This window comes from Microcystis wesenbergii FACHB-1317 (assembly GCF_014696875.1).
GTDB lineage: Bacteria > Cyanobacteriota > Cyanobacteriia > Cyanobacteriales > Microcystaceae > Microcystis > Microcystis wesenbergii_A.
Map to the genome: position 1 here is coordinate 24,105 of NZ_JACJQV010000156.1, position 19,137 is coordinate 43,241.

Sequence of the window (19,137 nt, forward strand, 5' to 3'; positions counted from 1 at the left end):
TAGTCAGCTTGTATGTAAAGTTTTATCTACGGATTCAACATTGCTGGCTTTTAAGTAAGTTTGAGTAAGTTTAGTTGGGCCGTAAAACTTGGGTTTTTTCGATCAACCATTTATCTCCTTGCCGTACCAAATCATAGCGCAGGTTCAAGGACTCATTATAGGAACGATTGACAATTTCTTTGCCATTATGAAAATACATCGCCTTTTCGTTTACTATCGCTTCCACCGTCGCTAAATTAGGATTTTTCGCATTATTAGTAACCGAGCGCACATCCACTTGATGCTCGTAGCGCCAATAGTTATTTCCCTGTAAAGCCGCCGCTCGTTTTTGCCAAATTTCTAAGGCCGAACCCGTTAAAACCTCTTTCAATTGCTCTTTTTGGTGTTCACTGCCAAAAGCAGCCGATTTTGCTGCTAACCAAGCTTGAATCGTCTCCGTTGCTGTTTCCTTGCCTAAGGGAATCCCGTCCAGCGCTTCCGCCTTAGCCGAGGGAACTTCTAGTATGGGAGTATGCAAAGAAATCGGTAACTGTTCCCCTTGCAAGGCTGCCAAAGGAGATTGACTATCGACAATTGCCTTCACACCCAAGGACAAAACCGCAATCGTTCCCACTAATCCTACTCCCAATATCGCCACTCGCTCAAGTCGCAGCTTTCTGCGGGCCGGTCGCCTCCGTTTCGGTGCGACTACGGCAGTTTTTGCCGTTTCTAGGGCTGCCGGCCGGGAGTTGCCCGCTGCTGGGGGGCGCGGGCGACTAGGACGACGACGGGGGGGATTAAGTGCCGGTTGACGATCGGCTGCCTTCACCACCACACTGCCCTGAGTATAGGGGGTGAAAGTTTCCTCCTGAGCGGTGACTCTCAGGGCAGGTACAGCAGTGCTTGCCCGCTCACCTTTAGCTCTAGCTAAAGACGGTTTTTGGGGACGAGAGTGGGAAGAAGAATAGGCGGATTCCCTCATCGGTGTCGCTCCTGGCACTGGGTTTAAATGGGTGGGGTGGGTGTGGGTTTTGAGAATATTTACTTCCGATTCTAAAGGTTCCCTGGGCTTTTCTCGAACCGGCACGGGAACTTTTTTGTCAGGAAAACCTGACAATGCTTCTAAATAATTTTGTACCTCTTCCTCAGCAAAATACTCTTTGAGTGAGGCTTTCTCCTCGACTAAATCACTAAAATGGCAGAAAACTTCTGTTTGTAACCAACGCTCACCGTAACGACATAACCCAGGTAAAAGATCGGGAGATTGCCCCGATTGTTCCTTAATATAATTTAATATTTCTTGCTCTTGACTTTTTTCTAAAATTGTGCTTGCTTGTTCGGTTTGACCGAGCAGTAGGGCGCAGATCGATCGCTCTAGGGAGACATCCTGATGTTTTTGTAATTGCTGTAGGCGCTCGCTGGCTGCCACAATAGCGGCGGGTTGTTTTTGGGCGAAACCGCGGGCGATCAAGGCATAGACCAGCAGATAATTACCCACCGCCGAGGGGCGTTGTGCCTCCTTTGCCCAAATTTTCTCCTGTTCAGCCTGAGTTAAATAAACCCGTAACTGTTGAATAAAGCGTAAAAAATTATCCACCCCTAACCCAGAGCGATCATCACCGGGGCCATCGATGCCACCGCGAGCGGCCAACATCTCCTCCAAGAGATTTAAGCCGCGCTGACGGGCAAGACTAGGTTTTTTTTCTTGGGATAACAATTCCAGAATCCGGTAGGGACGCAAGCGATCGCAATCATGGCGAATCTCCCTGGCCACTTGCGGGAACATTTGTTCTTTTTCTAACCAAGTCAGGGCTTTGGCCGCAGTGCTGGCCGCCTGTTCATAATTTTTATCCTGCCAATATTCCCGACTTAATTCCCCGTAGGCCAAAGCCAAGGTTAAGATCATGTCTGGGCGAGTAATTGGCTCTAAATCTAGATAAGTTTCGGCCAAACGAATCACTAACTCGTATTCTCCCAACTCTTGCAGGATGAGCAAAGCTCCCACCAGATCGGCGGGGGCAATAGTAATCTGGGAAGTGAGATATTCTGAGGAGGCCGCCGCCACCTCCCCACCTTGAGAATCTAGGTTTTCGGCGCTGCTTTCTGGGTTGAGAAACAGGGGATTGGAGTCGAACAATTGGGTATCGTAATCACGACGGCGATCCGCAGCACTTAACACTTGGTAAGCTTCATCTAACAAGTGCTGACGGGCAATGATCGCTGTTTGACTGTATTCTTGACGTGGCAATTGCCGTCCCCGATCGGCGTGGGCCAAATCAATCTGCTCGGCACTCACCTGAAAGGGGATTCCCAATATCCTGTAGTAGTCAAGAGGAATTCGCACGGTTAGCTGTACCTCAACTCTGGAGAGTCCTTAGTGAATTAAATGATGTAAGTGAGAGCGGAGCGAGTAAAATAACAAGATACCATTCTATCCTAGCCAATCTCTGACTGACTAAGATTAGATTCGAGAGAGAAAATACCAAGAACTCCCTGGTTTAAGACTAAAAAATTCACTGCCAGAATTCTCGAAAAATCTACCGCTTCCTCTCCCCTTGCCTTTTTGTTGTCTAAATGATACTACAGACCATATGATTTCCGAACGTACTTTACCAACCTTTAATGCTGCTTCCATCATTATTACCAAAGCTGAAGGTCTTCGCCTATACGAAGATATGGTTTTGGGGCGGATGTTTGAAGATAAATGTGCCGAAATGTATTATCGGGGCAAAATGTTCGGTTTTGTCCATCTCTACAACGGTCAAGAAGCGATATCTAGCGGTATTATTAAAGCCTTGCGTCAGGGAGAAGATTACGTTTCTAGCACCTATCGCGATCACGTCCACGCCCTCAGTGCCGGAGTTCCCGCCAAAGAGGTAATGGCGGAGTTATTTGGCAAAGCTACCGGCTGTAGTAAAGGCCGGGGCGGCTCCATGCACATGTTTTCCGCCGAACATAAGCTTTTAGGGGGTTACGCTTTTGTGGCTGAGGGGATTCCCGTCGCTACCGGGGCGGCTTTTCAAAGTAAATACCGTCGGGAAGCCATGGCTGATGCCAGTGCCGATCAGGTAACGGTTTGTTTCTTTGGGGATGGGGCGAGTAATAATGGCCAGTTTTTTGAGTGTCTGAATATGGCCGCCCTCTGGAAGTTGCCGATTATCTATGTGGTGGAAAATAATAAGTGGGCGATCGGTATGGCCCACGATCGAGCCACTTCCCAACCGGAAATCTATAAAAAAGCCAGTGTTTTTAGTATGGTCGGTGTGGAAGTGGACGGTATGGATGTGGTCGCCGTTCATGCCGCCGCCAGAGAAGCCGTGGCCCGCGCCCGCGCCGGTGAGGGACCGACTTTAATAGAGGCGTTAACCTATCGTTTCCGGGGTCACTCCCTAGCAGATCCGGACGAGTTACGCAGTGCTGACGAGAAACAATTCTGGGGCGAAAGAGATCCGATCACTCGCTTTGCCGCCTACCTCTACGAGCGAGAGCTGGCCACGAGAGAGGAATTAAAAGAAATCGAGGAGAAAATTCAAGCTGAAATCGAGGCAGCGGTTAAATTTGCTGAATCTAGTCCCGAACCCGATCCTAGTGAACTAACTCGCTTTATTTTCGCTGAAGACGAGTAATTTCAGTGATCAGTTACCAGTTATCGGTGATCAGTTATTGTCCCTCCTCAAGATATTTGACCCAACAGGTGCCATCTTCTTTTTTCCACCAAATCTTGATTGGTTCTGTATCTATTTTTCAGTGGCTTTGAACTTAGATATTGGGCTAATCACGCTTTCTTGGGTATTTTATCTCCTCGTCTTTACTCATTTTATTAGAAGAGGATTTGATATTACTGGTCTGAGCAAAAATTAAAATTTTTGGCTTTGCGGAGGGAATTAACCGTTAAAACCACCTGTTCCCCCACCTGTTCAATTTCTTCTAAAGTATTAAAACGACTCAACCCGAAGCGCAGGGAAGCATAGGCGAGAGATTCGGGGCGACCCAAGGCAGTTAAAACGTGAGAGGGGGCGGTATGGCTAGAAGAACAGGCAGAACCGGAGGAAAGCGCCACTATTGGCTGTAATCCTAACAATAACGCCGCACCGTCCACCCCTTCAATACTAATATTCAAATTTCCGGCTAATCTTTGGCTAGGATGACCATTGAGATAAATTCTGTCTAATTGACTGATAATCTCCCATAAACGGGCTTTTAACTGATTTAAGTGGCTGGCATCTTCCTCGATCGCTTTGATAGCCAATTCCACCGCCTTGGCAAAACCAACAATTTGCGGTGTAAATATCGTACCCGATCGCAATCCTTTTTCCTGGCCTCCCCCTTGAATTTGAGCGGCGAGACGGACTCTGGGGTTCCGGCGCCGGACGTACAGCGCACCGATTCCCTTTGGTCCGTGGACTTTGTGGGCAGTTAAGGACATCAAATCTATATTCATTTCCTCCACATCTAGGGGAATTTTCCCGATTGCTTGGGCCGCATCCGTATGAAAAAGTACCTGATACTGGCGACAAATCGCCCCAATTGCCGCTAAAGGTTGAATCACCCCAATCTCGTTATTAGCAGCCATAATTGACAGCAAAATCGTGTCAGGACGCAAAGATTTTTCTAGTAGTTCCAAGTCAATTAGTCCATCAGCACCGACGGGTAAAATTGTCACCTCAAAACCCAATTTTTCCAGATAATGACAGGGATCTAAAACGGCGCGATGTTCTGTCACCACCGTAACTAGGTGGCGTCCCTTGGCGAAATAAGCTTCGGCAACCCCTTTGATAGCTAGGTTATTGGCCTCCGTTGCCCCACTGGTAAAAATAATTTCTTCGGGACTACTATTAATAGCAGCGGCGATTATTTCTCGTGCCTGTTTAACCGCAGCCTCGGCTGTCCAGCCATAGACATGATTAATACTACTGGCATTACCAAAGTGTTCGGTAAAATAGGGCAACATCGCCGCCAGAACTTGCGGATCGAGCGGTGTCGTGGCGTGGCAATCTAGATAAATCGGCTTTTGAGACATATTTTTCGCGTGCGGGGATCAGGAAGGATAGGTAAACTTACCGCTAATGGTTATGACGGAAAAACTGAAGGCGATTTACGAAGATGGTACTTTGTATCTGCCAAGTAAATTTTTTCGGCTCTTCTAGAGTAGTTATGATCTATGATACCAAATCCGTTTTTCATCATTATGATTAACTGCCAATCCAACTTTAACAACCCGCTCCCTTCTCCGATACAGCCATTTTCAAGGGGAAAATGTACCCAGTGGCGGCTTGTCAATTTTTTCTGAGAAGCCTCATGCAGTAAGGGAAGTGGGCAGTGGAAAGTGGGGATTTTTCAGTAATCAGTAATCAGTGAACAGGGAGAAGGGAGAAAAAAGCTGATCAACCGCAACCAGCCAGAGAACTGGAATTTCACGGGAAAGCCACTAAGCCTTTAAAGTTTTGCTATGCAAGGATCGTAGCCGAAAAAGCCAAACTACGGTTTTCCCTGTGGATGGGGTTTAACTGATCACTGATCACTGAAGACCGACTCTCCCAAAAGGCCAACTTTGTACCTCACCATTAAGATAAATTCTATATCTTTAGACAGATAACCGCTCGATTCCCTTAATATTTTTTAACATAAAATCTGCCCTTTGATTGCTGTAATTGGTTCCCTAGAAGTCAAGCTAATGAGTTATGATCCTAGATAGGAATCCATAGTTCTTAGAGGAGGAAAGCGGGGCAATCTCAATTTTTTGCCCACCCACAAGACCATGATTTTGAGCTTTTAAAAATCTCGCAAAAGTCTTTAAGAACGTTTAAAATCAGCATTCACACAGGAGGTATATTATGACAGGTAAGAGTAAACGCGGTTTTGCCTCTATGGATCAAGCTAAACAACGGGAAATCGCTAGTAAAGGTGGTAAAGCTGCTCATCAAAAAGGTACAGCCCACGAATTTACCTCCGAAGAAGCTCGCGAAGCGGGACGAAAAGGCGGTGAAGCGGTTAGCCGAGATCGCGCCCACATGGCAGCCATCGGACGGGAAGGAGGCAAAAATTCCCACAAAGGCAGTCGCAAAAACTTAAACTCCGGGGAAAATTCCCCAGTCAACGAGTCTATAGGTGAAAATTCCTCAGATTTTAGCAACTCGGAGGCAAATAGTTGACTTTGGTTGACTTTTTCTCAGACTGAGAGGGTTTTGGGGTGTTGGGGTTTTAGGGTGTTGGGGTTTTAGGGTGTTAGGGTTTTAGGGTGTTGGGGTTTTAGTTGAATTACCCCATTTCCCCATCCCCGTTAACGAAGGCAGGGGGCAGGAGTCTCCGAGTCAGGAGTCTCCGAGTCAGGAGGATTATTTTTATTTATTCTCCCCACACCCCACACCCCACACCCCACACCCACGAAAAACTTTTTGCCGCAAACCCTACTTAGGGTTCGATACTGATAATCCAAGTCCCGACGTAGAGACGGACGGGAATATTGCCAGAGGCAATCACATCACAGGTAAAGTAATAAGTGCCTAATTCAGGATTTCTGACATTAGACATGACGATTTCAACTTTGCTGGTCGGATCGATCGCTTGTTCGGGGACAATTTGAATAATGCGACTATCCTTATCCCAAACCACTTCCTTTAAAGGTAAAGATTTGTTGTTGATGCGTACCTCGATTTTATTGGTGTCAAACTGGCCGTTAAAATAATCAGGATAGGAAATAAAAAAAGCCGCAGCTCCTTGGGAGAGTTTTTTCGCGGGGATATAGAGTTTATAACGATCCATTTGCTTGGGACGAGCACCAAATTGCAAGAAATAATCTAAGGTATCCTTGCGATCGACTCCACTAAAAATTGTTAGTCCAGGGTTGCCATTGGCTAAAGTTATTTTTGGTAAAATAATCCCCGCACCCACAGCTAAGGATAGAGCAATCAAAGCGGGTGCCTTAGCATATTTAATTACTTTTGTCAAGACTTTTAACATAAATTTTAACCCAAGGTGAGGGAGATGGTGATGGCCGCAAGGGGCCGAATACAGTTCAACTGTAACAAAACCCGCTCGTTTCTTACCTAGACCTTTGCCAGTCCGATAAGTGTCTTGGTTAACGCTTCATCGCTCGTGCCATATCCCGTTGATCCTGACGACGTTTCAAATCTTCGCGTTTATCGTGTAATTTCTTGCCTCTACCGAGGCCAATGCTGATTTTTACCCAACTACCTTTAAAATACATCTTCAAAGGCACAAGAGTTAAGCCTTTCTGTTCCACTTGACCGATGAGTTTGCTGATTTCCTTTTTGTGCATCAACAATTTTCTCGTCCGGCGCGGATCGTGATTAAAATATTCGCTACTCTGTTCGTAGGGGGAAATATGAACATTAATTAACACCGCTTCACCATTGCGGACTAAAACGTAACCATCCCGCAGGTTTACCTTACCGGCACGCACGGATTTAACCTCGGTCCCCAGCAACTGCACCCCCGCTTCAAAAGTCTCTAAAATCTCGTAGAGATGGCGTGCTTGCCGGTTATCACTGATAATTTTGATTTTGTCGTCTTGATTGGCCATATAGTCAAGTGAAAAGTGAAAAGTAAAAAAGCGATTGGTAGAGGCAGTATCGGCTAATTATCTCGATTTTTCCATGTCCTTATCTTTATATCTTACTCGCTCTTTTGTTCTCTCTGGACTGACTGCTGGTGGCTCTTTGGTGATCACCGGCCTTGTCAGGGGGAACGAGAAGGGGGAAAATGAGAGCAGTGTTAAATTTTTATGAAGTTTGGTTCTGTGGACAAAATTCGTACTGTTTCCGATAGTAAGCGTGATTTTTATACTCGCCACACCCGCCCCATCAATTCGGTATATCGGCGCGTGGTTGAGGAATTATTAGTCGAGATGCACCTGCTCTCCGTTAATGTAGATTTCCATTATGATCCAATTTATGCCCTTGGTGTGGTTACTTCTTTCGAGAAGTTCATGGAAGGCTATCGTCCGGGGGAGGATAAACCGAATATTTTTAATGCTTTGTGCCAAGCGGTTAACGGTAATTCCGAAGTCTATCGTCGCGATGCCGAAAATATGATCGCTATTGCCAAAGAAACTAATATTGATTCCTTGCTCTCCCAACTGCAAAACCCTGCTCTGGGTGTTAACAATCAGTTGTTTGATAGTCTAGTTTCGGTTATCAACGCGCCTAAGTTTAAGTATAGTCGCCTGTTTGCCATCGGTCTTTATACTATTTTAGCGGAAGCACAACCGGACATGATCAAGGAAAAAGAAAAACGCGAACCAATTTTGCAAAAATTCTCAGAAATTCTGCATCTCTCCAGCGAGAAACTGCAAAAAGACCTCGATGTTTATCGCGGTAATCTCGATAAAATGGATCAGCTGCTCAAGGTTATCGAAGATGCTCTAGAAGCAGAAAAGAAAAAACGTCAACAAAAAGAACAGGAAAAACAAACTACCCCGCAATAAAGGCTCTCAACCGGAAATTACCGCGTGCAGACAAGGGAATAGGGAACAGAAAAAGGATTAAATCGGCTCTCTTTCTTTACTGTTCCTTCTGACCTCGTTCTAAAATTAAGATCGGCAACCCTTAATATTTATCTCCCGTGACTAACTCCTCCATCACCGCACCCGTAACCGATATTTTGGCAAAAGCGCGGTCAGGGGCGGATTTATCGGCAAAAGAAGCGATTATCTTGCTAGAAACTACCGATAACCGTTTAATTGCCCGGATTCGGGAAACCGCCGACTTTTTGCGTCGTCAACAGGCAGGAGATACCGTCACCTACGTTATCAATCGCAATATTAATTTTAGTAACATTTGTGAGCAGCATTGCAGTTTTTGTGCATTCAGACGCGATGAAAATGAAGAGGGGGCCTTCTGGCTTAATTTAGAGGAAATTATCGCTAAAGCGACGGATGCTGTCCATCGTGGGGCCACAGAAATTTGTATGCAGGGAGGATTAAACCCAAAAGCGAAGATTAAGGGCAATTCCTTAGACTATTACCTCGAAATTGTTAAAAACCTGAAACAAGCTTTTCCTGACCTGCATTTACACGCTTTTTCGCCCCAAGAAGTCCAATTTATCGCTAGGGAAGACGGTTTAAGTTACGAAAAAGTTATCGCTTCCCTGCAAGAAGCAGGAGTCAATTCTCTGCCGGGGACGGCTGCCGAGGTGTTGGTGGATGAGGTAAGACGGGTAATTTGTCCAGAAAAAATCGATGCCGCCACTTGGTTAGAAATAGTCGGTATTGCTCATCGCTTGGGGTTACATACCACCAGTACCATGCTCTGCGGTCATATTGAAACCCCTAGCCAACAGGTGCAGCACCTCGAAAAAATTAGAAAACAGCAAGAAATCGCCCTAGAAAATAATTATCCGGCTAAAATCACCGAATTTATTTTATTGCCTTTTGTGGGACAATCGGCCCCCAAACCCCTGAGAAATCGAGTCGGACGAGATCAACCAATTTTAGCCGATACATTAAAATTAACAGCAGTGGCGCGGATTTATCTGGGCAATAGCATTAAAAATCATCAACCCAGTTGGGTAAAATTGGGCTTACAGGGGGCGACAGAAGCCTTAAACTGGGGTTGCAACGATCTCGGTGGCACTCTCATGGAAGAACATATTACCACTATGGCTGGGGCTGTGGGCGGCACTTGTTTGACCGTCGAGGAATTAGCAACGGCGATTAAATCCCTCGATCGCCCCGCCCGTCAACGGGGTACAATCTATTAACTAGGGTTGGCTGAACTAACTTTAATCAAGCCCAACAATCTCTCCCTTGCCGGCAATCACTTCGCCGATTTGGTAGGCATTAATCCCAGAGGATTGTAGTTGATTAATAGTCAATTGCGCCAGATCTGATGGGACAATGATCACAAAACCGATACCCATATTGAAAGTATTAAACATGGCTTCGGGATTAACCGAACCCATCTGGGCTAACCAGTGAAAAATTGGCAAAACTGGCCAACTTTCGCGGTAAATCCGCACAGACTGCCCTTTACCCAAGCAGCGGGGCAAATTTTCCGGGATGCCACCCCCAGTAATGTGGGCCATGGCGTGAATATCTAACCCAGAGCGTAGCAGTTCTAGCACAGGTTTAACATAAAGTCTAGTGGGAGTTAACAAAACTTCACCTAAGCTAGAGCCGGCTAAAATTGCGGGGCAATCTTGCCAATTTAAGCCCTGGGTGTCGATAATCTTACGAACAAGACTAAAACCGTTACTGTGAACCCCACTACTGCCTAAACCGATAGCCACATCGCCGATTTGCACCTTACTGCCGTCGAGTAATTGACTTTTTTCGACAATACCGACGCAAAAACCCGCCAAATCGTACTCTCCCGCCGAATAAAACCCCGGCATCTCCGCCGTTTCCCCTCCCAAAAGAGTACAACCACTATCACGACAGGCCCTAGCGATTCCCGATACCACCGCCGCTAACTGTGACGCTTCCAGTTTACCGGTGGCGAGATAATCCAAGAAAAATAAAGGTTCAGCCCCAGAGGTTAGGACATCGTTGACGCACATGGCCACGAGGTCAATTCCCACCGTATCATGACAATTGAGACTATGGGCAATTTTCAGCTTGGTTCCTACACCATCAGTTCCCGATACTAACACCGGTTGCTGATAACCGGAAGGTAACTGAAAATACCCCCCAAAACCGCCTAAACCGCCGATAACTTCGGGACGGAAGGTACTTTCCACATTTTGGCGAATTTTCTCGACAAAAGCGCGTCCCGCTTCCACATCCACGCCCGCTTCTTTATAATCCATGCCCAATTGACCGATTGTATCTCTCAAATTTTACCCAGATTTCGGTCCCATGGGAATTATGAATTATGAATTATGAATTGGGAAGTGGGGAGGAAAGGGTGCGCGAGACGGCCAAAATTGCTGCTTTGACTCGAAGGTGACAATCCGTCGTAACGCAGCACCTATGATCGACTCATCGACTAAGTAGCTGGTTACAATTAAAGATAAAATACAAAGAATCAGAAGTCTGCGCCACTATCTAACAATTAATTGAGATTGCTTAATTAGGGTTTGCTGAAAAAGTACGGGCGAAGCATTCGGATAGAAAATCTACGGTTTCACCGATAGGTTATTACCCGAATGCTTCGCCCCTACAGGACGCAATCGCCGCTCAAGATGCCAGGTTTTGAAGCACGATTATCTCAAAATCTTGCACCTGTTTCGCAAGAAAAGCCACAAAACTCTTACCTTGCCTACATTTCACATTTATTCAGCAAGCCCTAATTAATTAGGAGTTTAGCAAAATGTCTAACGAAACGGTCACTTATTCCCTTGAGGCTGTCTTGACAAGGATTGAGGGGAAAATCGACTTTTTACAAAGAGATGTCAACGAGCGTTTAAACAAGCTAGAGATAGGACAATCAGAATTAAGAGGGGACATTAAAGCTTTAGATGAGCGACTAACCGCAGAAATTAAAGGGTTAACTGCAAGAGTCGCTGATCAGGAATTTACCAATCGGGGGATTCTGATAGCTTTGGTTGTTGCCATTTTAGGAGGAGCGGCCAAAATTTTTGGTTTTCTCCCCAATCCTTGACAGCGATCGCATTATGTTTGAGGAAATTAACGCCCAATTGAAACGGCTAAAAAATTAAACTACAAAGATCGAGTGTCTTTTCTGTCAATCTTCTTGGGGATATTTTTCCCAAAGATCTGTGATTTGGCGAAGACTTTGGAAGTTGCCATTACCGAGGATCAAATGATCTAGGAGAGGAATGGCTAGATAGGTAGCTCCCTGTAATAATTGTTCTGTGAGTAAAATATCGTCTTGACTAGGCGCAAGTGACCCAGTGGGGTGATTATGGGCGATAATTAACTTAGTAGCTGATTGTTTAACTACTTCTCGAAAGATTTCTCGCGGATGTACCAGTGTTTCCGTGGCTGTGCCGATAGTAATCACTTTTAGTGCGATTAACTGATTTTTGACATCGAGTAAAATAACTGCGAAACGTTCCTGAGACTGATACATTAGTTCGTGGCCAAGGATAGCGGCAGCGGTATCGGGACTATCGATGACCATTTTTTCCGTCGGTCGTCGTTGAAAAGCTCGTTTTCCCAATTCGATCGCCGCTAGAATAGTAGTGGCCTTAGCCGGTCCAATGCCATGAATAGCGGTTAATTCTTGGGGGTGAATATCCCTCAAAACGTCCAAAGGATCCCGGCGATATTTACTCAATTCGTTGAGAATATGCTGTCCTAAACCCACCGCGGAGAGTTTCCCCTTACCCTGACCTGTAGCTAGTAAAATCGCTAATAATTCGGCGTTACTGAGGTTTTTCGCCCCGACACTGATTAAACGTTCCCTTGGTCTTTCACTGACGGGAATATCGGCAATTCTTAAGCTGTAGGTCATGGAAGTGGCAAGCTACCGCGATAAAATTCCATCATACAATTTTAGCCAGTGCCTAGAGGGATTTTGCGGGTAAATCAAGGGGAAAAATTATCCTTAATGATAGCGAATTCCCGCATCTTCGAGGCGCTGTAAAGCTTCCCCTAATCGCGGCATATCGGCGATTAAACTGACGCGCACATAACCTTCCCCTCCCTCTCCAAAAGCATTGCCCGGAGTGACAACGACACCAGTTTTTTGCAAAACAGTAAGGGCGAAATCCGTGGAAGTCATGCCGACGCTACAGGGAACCCAGAGATACATTGTCGCCTTAGAGGGGGGAATATCCCAACCTAATTGCCCCAAACCTTTGATTAAAAAATCTCGTCGCTGTCGGTATCTTTCCTGTACTTGTTTGACGTATTCATCCGGCAGTTGTAGGGCGGTTTCGGCCGCCTTTTGGATGACGGAAAAGATGCCATAATCGAGATTGGTTTTCAGGGTGCGTAACCCTTGAATAATATCGGAATTGCCCACGACAAAACCGACGCGCCACCCGGCCATATTATAGGTTTTCGAGAGGGTATGAAATTCCACACTAATCTCTTTTGCCCCCGGAATTTCTAATAAACTGGTGGGCTGATAACCATCAAAACTTAATTCAGCATAACAGAGATCATGGACGAGCATAATCTCATATTGCTGGGCCCAAGCAACGATTTTTTCAAAAAATTCCAGGGGGGCAACGGCGGCGGTGGGGTTACTGGGATAGTTAAAATAGAGGATTTTCGCCTGTTTAGCCACATCTTCGGGGATAGAATCGATATCTATCAGCCAATCCTGTTCCGCTTTTAAAATGATCGGGTATAGCGTCGCCCCGGCAATCAAAGGACCGCGAAAATGGGCGGGATAGGCGGGACTGGGAACTAAGACCACATCGCCGGGGTTAACATAAGCTAGGGCCAGGTGAGATAGGCCCTCTTTGGAACCTAGCAGGGGTAAAGCTTCGTTATCGGGATTGAGTTCCACACCATAACAGCGATCATACCATTTAGCGATCGCCTCTCGGAAACTGGCGGTTCCTTCAAAGGGGGGATAACCGTGAAATTGGGGGGTTTCAAAAGCTTGAATGGCCGCTTCGATAACTGGACGCGGGGCAGGACCGTCCGGGTTGCCCATACCTAAATCGATTAAATCTAGTCCTTCTTTGCGGGCTAAGGCTTTTAATTCATCCAAGCGGGCGAAAACGTAGGGGGGTAAGGCACTTAATCGCTTGGCGCGGCTATTCGTCCAATTTACACTCATTACTTCTTGGCTTACTGATCGAGGTAATCTACCATTATGGCACGAGTGTATGGCTAATTTAGCAGTTAAGCTGTTCGTAATTTAAATTGCTTGTTGAGATGATGCAAGAGGCAAGAGGCAACCCCCCCTTGCCCCCCCGACGTCGGGGGGGTTGGGGGGGTGGGCTAATCTTAAGAATAGGCGCTTTAAATGCGTCTTAGCTTATTCCTAGAATTGCCCGACACCAGAGATGGAGGGACAAACTAAGGTAATCTGATTAACAGAGGCCCAAAATTACTGATTAGCCCCAGCATTACCCCCATTTTTCGCCATTAGCGGCCGGTAAGTCCTCACTCCTCACTCCTCAATTCTTTTGTAAAATATGACTGCAATTGCTGCCCAGATAACTTCTATTTTACCCGCCGACACGACGGTTATTGCCTGGCCACAAGTGCCAAAAGAGGAACAAGAAAGATTATCAAGGGCAATTAGGGGCAAAAGTCCTGAAATTATAGTCTATCCCGCTAATACGGCCGCTTTAGCCTCTCTGGTGCGTTTTGCCAACGAAAATCGTCTGTCTTTATTGGCCTACGGTCAAGGCAGTAAATTAGATTGGGGTGGATTAGTCGAGTCGCCCGATATTTTAGTCAGTACCCAAAATCTCAACCGGATTATTGACCATGCTAGGGGAGATTTAACTATAACCGTGGAAGCTGGGCTTAAACTAGCGGATTTACAGGCTTTTTTGGCTCCTAGCGGTCAATTTCTTCCTCTTGATCCCAGTTATGCCGATAATGCCACGATTGGCGGTATTATGGCCACGGCCGACGCGGGAACATGGCGGCAAAGATACGGTGGAGTCCGGGATCTGATCCTAGGATTCTCCTTTATCCGTCACGATGGCGAGATTGCTAAAGCTGGAGGGCGTGTGGTCAAAAATGTGGCGGGATACGACATGATGAAGCTATTTACGGGTTCCTACGGCACTTTAGGGATTATCGATCAGATTACCCTGCGACTGTATCCCGAAACCGCTAACTCAGAAACCCTGATCATCACTGGAAATAGCGAAAATATTAGCAAATTGAGTCAAGTTATTCGGCAATCAGCCTTAACTCCCACCGTGGCTGAATGTTTAAACCCAGGGATGACGCAAGCACTAGGATTAGGGGAAAAAGTCGCTTTACTGCTGCGTTTTCAAAGCATTCCCGAAAGTATTAGTGAACAATCGCAACAGGTGAGTTATTTGGGACAACAGTTAGATTGTCAGACTAATTATTATCGGGATGAGGAAGAAATTTCTCTAGGGCAAAGATACCGAAAAACAATCGATAATTATGACCAAGAGGGCAATTTTTTCGGCAAAATAGGATTATTACCCAGCAGTTTAGCTCTAGTGATCGACCAAATTAACGGACTAGCCTCGATTAATATTAGTAGTGGGGTGGGTAAAGTTATCTTAAAATCGGAGGAAAATCTTGACAAAATTCGCTCTTTATGCAGCACCCATCAGGGTTATTTAACGGTGTTAACTGCGCCGCCATCGCTAAAAGAAAAAATTGAACCTTGGGGTTATACAGGTAATGCGATTACCATGATGAAAACCCTAAAAACTAAATTCGATCCTCACGGTATTTTTAGTCCTGAACGCTTTCTTAACAAAATCTAATTAAAAATTATGCAAACCTCCGAATCTTCCCTTAACTTTCAAGAATTAATCGACCAAAAAAATCAAGGATTTGACCCCAATAATCCCCCCGCTCAAGAATTAATCGATAGTTGTGTTCACTGTGGTTTTTGTCTATCTACCTGTCCCAGTTATCGAGTTATTGGCAAAGAAATGGACTCCCCTCGGGGTAGAATTTATCTGATGAATGCCATCAATAAAGGGGAAGCAGTTTTAGACGAAACCACTAGCCAACATTTTGATACTTGTTTAGGTTGTTTAGCCTGTGTTAGTACCTGTCCATCGGGAGTACAATACGATCAATTAATCGCCGCAGTTCGTCCGCAAGTGGAACGCAATCAACCCCGCAGTTTTAAAGATAAAATTATTCGTTTTCTCATTTTTAATCTCTTTCCCTATCCCGTCCGTCTCAGATTATTTTTACCCTTCCTCTGGTTATATCAAACCCTAGGATTACAAACCCTAGTCAGGAAATCGGGTATCTTAAAAATGCTCTTTCCCCGTCTAGCGGCCATGGAATCAATTCTACCAAAAATTACCCTAAATTCTCTGTTTAAAAACTATCCCGATGTTATTCCTTCCCAAACTGAAAAACGCTATCGGGTGGGGGTGGTTTTAGGTTGTGTGCAGCGCCTCTTTTTCTCGCCGGTAAATGAAGCAACAGTGCGGGTTTTAACTGCCAATGGTTGTGAAGTGGTTATCCCAAAAACCCAGGGTTGTTGTGCCGCTTTACCCGCACACCAAGGACAGGAAAAACAAGCACAAAGTTTAGCCAGACAAATGATCGATAGTTTCGCAGCAAACGAGGTTGATTATATTATTATCAATGCGGCGGGTTGTGGTCATACTCTCAAGGAATATCATCATATTTTAGCCGATGATCCTGAATACAAAGATAAGGCTAAGGAGTTTGTGGCTAAAGTACGCGATGCCCAAGAATTTTTGGCAGCAGTGGGGTTAACTGCTGATTTATCGCCGATTACCGAGACAGAATTAACCCTAGTTTATCAAGATGCCTGTCATCTTTTACACGGACAAAAAATCTCGGTGCAGCCACGGCAATTATTGCAAAAAATCCCCAATATTAACTTAAAAGAACCTATCGATGCGGCCTTGTGTTGTGGCAGTGCTGGAGTTTATAATATGCTACAGCCAGATACTGCCGATGAATTAGGTCAGCAGAAAGTACGCAATTTATTAAATACTGGGGCTGCGGTGATTGCTTCTCCTAATCCGGGTTGTTCCCTACAAATTAAAAAACATCTACAATTACAGGGAAAAGATACACCCGTTATTCATCCTATCGAATTATTAGATTATGCGATTCGCGGGCTGAAAATTGGCTAACTCCCACCATTTGAGTTGTGTTAGTGGTGTCAGGGAAGCAAAAGAAAACCCCACAGACAAAGACCCTGTAATGATAGAATCGACAATGGCGACGGCTTGGCCATTAGTATTTTTTGCGTCGGACTAGCAGGAGATAAAAGCGTGACCTTTAAGATTGGTTTACTCGGTTTCGGGGTTGTGGGGACGGGAACAGCGAAAATCCTCCTTGATCCTTTTGGTCGTCATCCCGTACTCAAAGAGATTACCATTGGACGAGTGGGAGTTAGATCCCTAGATAAACCGAGAGAAATCGAGCTTTCTCGCCAGCTGTTGACCACTGACCTAGAATCGATCGTTACTGACCCCGAAATTGATATTATTGTCGAATTATTGGGGGGTTTGGAACCAGCACGCTCTTTAATTCTCAAGGCAATCGCATCGGGAAAGCACGTTGTTACGGCAAATAAAGCGGTTATTGCCCGTTTTGGCGATGAAATCTACGCCAAGGCCAACGAAAAGGGGGTTTATGTCCTTCTAGAAGCGGCCGTGGGTGGTGGAATTCCCGTCATTAAACCCTTAAAACAATCCCTCGGCGCTAATCGCATCAGCAGCATCATGGGAATTGTCAACGGCACAACTAACTATATTCTCACGGAAATGAGCCAAAAAGGGACAGATTTTAGCGAAGTTCTGGCTAAAGCTCAGGAATTAGGCTATGCAGAAGCGGATCCCACTGCGGACGTGGATGGATTCGACGCAGCCGATAAAATCGCCATTTTAGCCTCTCTGGGTTTTGGAGGTCGGGTAAAACGGGAAGATGTTTACTGTGAAGGTATCCGGCAAGTTAGTGCCGTCGATATCGCCTACGCTGATAGACTGGGATTTGTGATTAAATTATTAGCGATCGCAAAAGATACGGTTAAGGAGGATTCCGATACTCTAGAGTTGCGGGTTCATCCGACCCTAGTACCGAAAACCCATCCCCTCGCTAATGCTAACGGAGTCTATAACGCTATTCTGGTCGAGGGGGAACCCTTGGGACAAGTGATGTTTTACGGACCCGGCGCCGGTGGCGGACCGACGGCCAGTGCGGTAGTATCGGATGTGATGAATATCGTCGGAATTTTAAAAAGTAGTGGCAAAACCAAGGAACTTGACCCGCTTTTAAGCTGTATTCATCAGCATTATTGTCAAATCGCCCCGATGGAGGATTTATCGACCCGTTTTTATGCTCGTTTTCTCTGTCGCGATGTGCCGGGGGTAATCGGTCATTTAGGTATGGCTTTCGGCGACCATGGGGTTAGTCTAGAATCCGTGGTACAAATTGGGATTAGGGGTGATTTAGCCGAAATTGTCGTTGTCACCCACGATGTACGGGAGGGCAATTTCCGCAACGCTTTAGCAGCCATAGAGTCTTTAGAAGCTATTGACAGTATTCCTAGTATTCTCCGGGTTTTGTAATTATAGAGATCACTTTTTTTATGGTCATGGGTCGGAGAATCAGAAGTGAGAAAATTTGGCTAAGTTTAACCAGCACAATTTTGTTTTTTTGTCTAGGTTTTTTGGGCTTAAATCAAAAATTAATTTTTGCCCAAGGGTCTGATAATGTTTGTCCCCTGCCGATTTTATCAAGGTTACAACGCCATAAAATCCAAGCGGGAGAAACGATCGCCTCCATCGCCGAAAAATACGCTCTCATCCCCGCAACGATAATTAAACTCAATCCGACTATTCTTAAAAATGGTTTGGCCCCCGTGGGAAAAGAAATCTTCATTCCCCCGATGAACGGCATTCGCATCGAAGCACCCAAGGGTTCCACTTGGCGCGATTTAGAAGCAGCATATGGTATTCGTGCTGATATACTATTTGAGCTTAACGGTTGTGGTCGCCGACCGACAATAGTTTTTATCCCCGGCACCAATTGGTCAGCCACGGGCAAGCGATCGGATTATACTGGATTAAGTTCTTATCCCTTACCCTTTGCCAGCACTGTCGGATTAGCCTACGGTTGGCAAAAAAGCCCCACGGAACAGAAAAATCTCTTTCATAGTGGTATTGATCTTCTCGCAAATGTTGGTACAAATGTTTTGGCTGCCGAGGATGGTCTAGTGATTTATGTGGGTCAGGAGGGGGCCTATGGTAATTTGGTAGTAATTAATCATTTAGGTCGCCGGCAGACCCGTTATGCCCATTTAAGCAGGGTTACAGTTAGAATTGACCAAAGGGTACGAGCAGGAGACGTTATCGGTGCGGTTGGCACCACCGGACAACCGGATATTATTCCCCCCCATCTTCATTTTGAAGTGCGCTTAGATACTCCCGTCGGTTGGACAGCGCAGGATCCCGCTTTGCATTTGCCCCAAATCCACCCGCAATCAAGTCAAAAGTAATCCGACTAAGGGCAATAAGTCCAGCAGAAATGAGAGAATTTTGATTTGTAGCAGGCATTCACCATCTCTGCCATTACTTTTGAAAAATGGTATGAGGCACTTCACTGATTACCGCTTC

Annotated in this window: 16 protein-coding genes; 9 read left to right on the top strand and 7 right to left on the bottom strand. The window is 45.7% G+C overall.

The features are described 5' to 3' along the window. Window positions 1-70: 70 nt before the first annotated feature. Window positions 71-2,323, bottom strand: a complete 2,253-nt coding sequence (locus H6F92_RS13490) for an IMS domain-containing protein (RefSeq protein ID WP_190358290.1) — start codon at window positions 2,321-2,323, stop codon at window positions 71-73. Between the two features lie 247 nt (window positions 2,324-2,570). Between H6F92_RS13490 and pdhA the strand changes: the two genes are divergently transcribed. Further along, on the top strand, window positions 2,571-3,605 hold the full coding sequence (pdhA, locus tag H6F92_RS13495) for a pyruvate dehydrogenase (acetyl-transferring) E1 component subunit alpha (protein ID WP_190358292.1): 1,035 nt from the start codon (window positions 2,571-2,573) through the stop codon (window positions 3,603-3,605). A 212-nt stretch (window positions 3,606-3,817) separates the two neighbouring features. On the opposite strand, the gene H6F92_RS13500 is transcribed toward pdhA, so the two are convergent. Further along, on the bottom strand, window positions 3,818-4,999 hold the full coding sequence (locus H6F92_RS13500) for a cysteine desulfurase family protein (protein ID WP_190358295.1): 1,182 nt from the start codon (window positions 4,997-4,999) through the stop codon (window positions 3,818-3,820). An 814-nt stretch (window positions 5,000-5,813) separates the two neighbouring features. Here H6F92_RS13500 and H6F92_RS13505 point away from each other — a divergent pair. Next, window positions 5,814-6,131, top strand: coding sequence for a KGG domain-containing protein (locus tag H6F92_RS13505; protein ID WP_190358297.1), 318 nt, complete (start codon window positions 5,814-5,816; stop codon window positions 6,129-6,131). A 259-nt stretch (window positions 6,132-6,390) separates the two neighbouring features. Here the strand turns inward: H6F92_RS13505 and H6F92_RS13510 are convergent, their stop codons facing one another. Together H6F92_RS13510 and smpB are read right to left on the bottom strand one after the other, a co-directional pair. Next, entirely contained in the window at window positions 6,391-6,939 is a 549-nt protein-coding gene (locus H6F92_RS13510) for a DUF2808 domain-containing protein (RefSeq protein ID WP_190358298.1), read from the bottom strand. Between the two features lie 118 nt (window positions 6,940-7,057). After that, a complete protein-coding gene (smpB, locus tag H6F92_RS13515) occupies window positions 7,058-7,522 on the bottom strand; it encodes an SsrA-binding protein SmpB (protein ID WP_004162719.1) in 465 nt (154 codons plus the stop codon). Between the two features lie 216 nt (window positions 7,523-7,738). Between smpB and psb29 the strand changes: the two genes are divergently transcribed. Continuing rightward, complete coding sequence (gene psb29, locus H6F92_RS13520) at window positions 7,739-8,425, top strand: photosystem II biogenesis protein Psp29 (RefSeq protein WP_190358366.1); 687 nt, start codon at window positions 7,739-7,741, stop codon at window positions 8,423-8,425. Between the two features lie 137 nt (window positions 8,426-8,562). Then, window positions 8,563-9,699 (top strand): 7,8-didemethyl-8-hydroxy-5-deazariboflavin synthase subunit CofH, encoded by a 1,137-nt coding sequence (cofH, locus tag H6F92_RS13525; protein WP_190358300.1) that lies wholly within the window; start codon window positions 8,563-8,565, stop codon window positions 9,697-9,699. A 21-nt stretch (window positions 9,700-9,720) separates the two neighbouring features. On the opposite strand, the gene purM is transcribed toward cofH, so the two are convergent. Further along, window positions 9,721-10,746 (bottom strand): phosphoribosylformylglycinamidine cyclo-ligase, encoded by a 1,026-nt coding sequence (purM, locus tag H6F92_RS13530; RefSeq protein WP_190358367.1) that lies wholly within the window; start codon window positions 10,744-10,746, stop codon window positions 9,721-9,723. A 503-nt stretch (window positions 10,747-11,249) separates the two neighbouring features. On the opposite strand from purM, the gene H6F92_RS13535 reads away from it, so the two are divergent. Further along, the gene (locus tag H6F92_RS13535; RefSeq protein WP_072927055.1) at window positions 11,250-11,540 is read left to right on the top strand and encodes a DUF4164 family protein; all 291 of its coding nucleotides are present in this window, start codon (window positions 11,250-11,252) and stop codon (window positions 11,538-11,540) included. A gap of 84 nt (window positions 11,541-11,624) precedes the next feature. Here the strand turns inward: H6F92_RS13535 and radC are convergent, their stop codons facing one another. Next, window positions 11,625-12,356, bottom strand: coding sequence for a RadC family protein (gene radC / locus H6F92_RS13540; RefSeq protein WP_002767813.1), 732 nt, complete (start codon window positions 12,354-12,356; stop codon window positions 11,625-11,627). 93 nt (window positions 12,357-12,449) lie between these two features. Further along, complete coding sequence (locus tag H6F92_RS13545; RefSeq protein WP_190358302.1) at window positions 12,450-13,637, bottom strand: aspartate aminotransferase; 1,188 nt, start codon at window positions 13,635-13,637, stop codon at window positions 12,450-12,452. Between the two features lie 361 nt (window positions 13,638-13,998). Between H6F92_RS13545 and H6F92_RS13550 the strand changes: the two genes are divergently transcribed. From H6F92_RS13550 to H6F92_RS13565, 4 genes are all read left to right on the top strand, one after another. Next, on the top strand, window positions 13,999-15,285 hold the full coding sequence (locus H6F92_RS13550) for an FAD-binding oxidoreductase (RefSeq protein WP_190358303.1): 1,287 nt from the start codon (window positions 13,999-14,001) through the stop codon (window positions 15,283-15,285). A 9-nt stretch (window positions 15,286-15,294) separates the two neighbouring features. After that, window positions 15,295-16,650, top strand: coding sequence for a (Fe-S)-binding protein (locus H6F92_RS13555; RefSeq protein WP_190358305.1), 1,356 nt, complete (start codon window positions 15,295-15,297; stop codon window positions 16,648-16,650). A gap of 141 nt (window positions 16,651-16,791) precedes the next feature. After that, window positions 16,792-18,090: a homoserine dehydrogenase gene (locus H6F92_RS13560; RefSeq protein WP_190358307.1), complete on the top strand. Its 1,299-nt coding sequence runs from the start codon at window positions 16,792-16,794 to the stop codon at window positions 18,088-18,090. A gap of 20 nt (window positions 18,091-18,110) precedes the next feature. After that, window positions 18,111-19,019 (top strand): LysM peptidoglycan-binding domain-containing M23 family metallopeptidase, encoded by a 909-nt coding sequence (locus H6F92_RS13565; protein ID WP_190358309.1) that lies wholly within the window; start codon window positions 18,111-18,113, stop codon window positions 19,017-19,019. The last annotated feature ends 118 nt before the right edge of the window (window positions 19,020-19,137 follow it).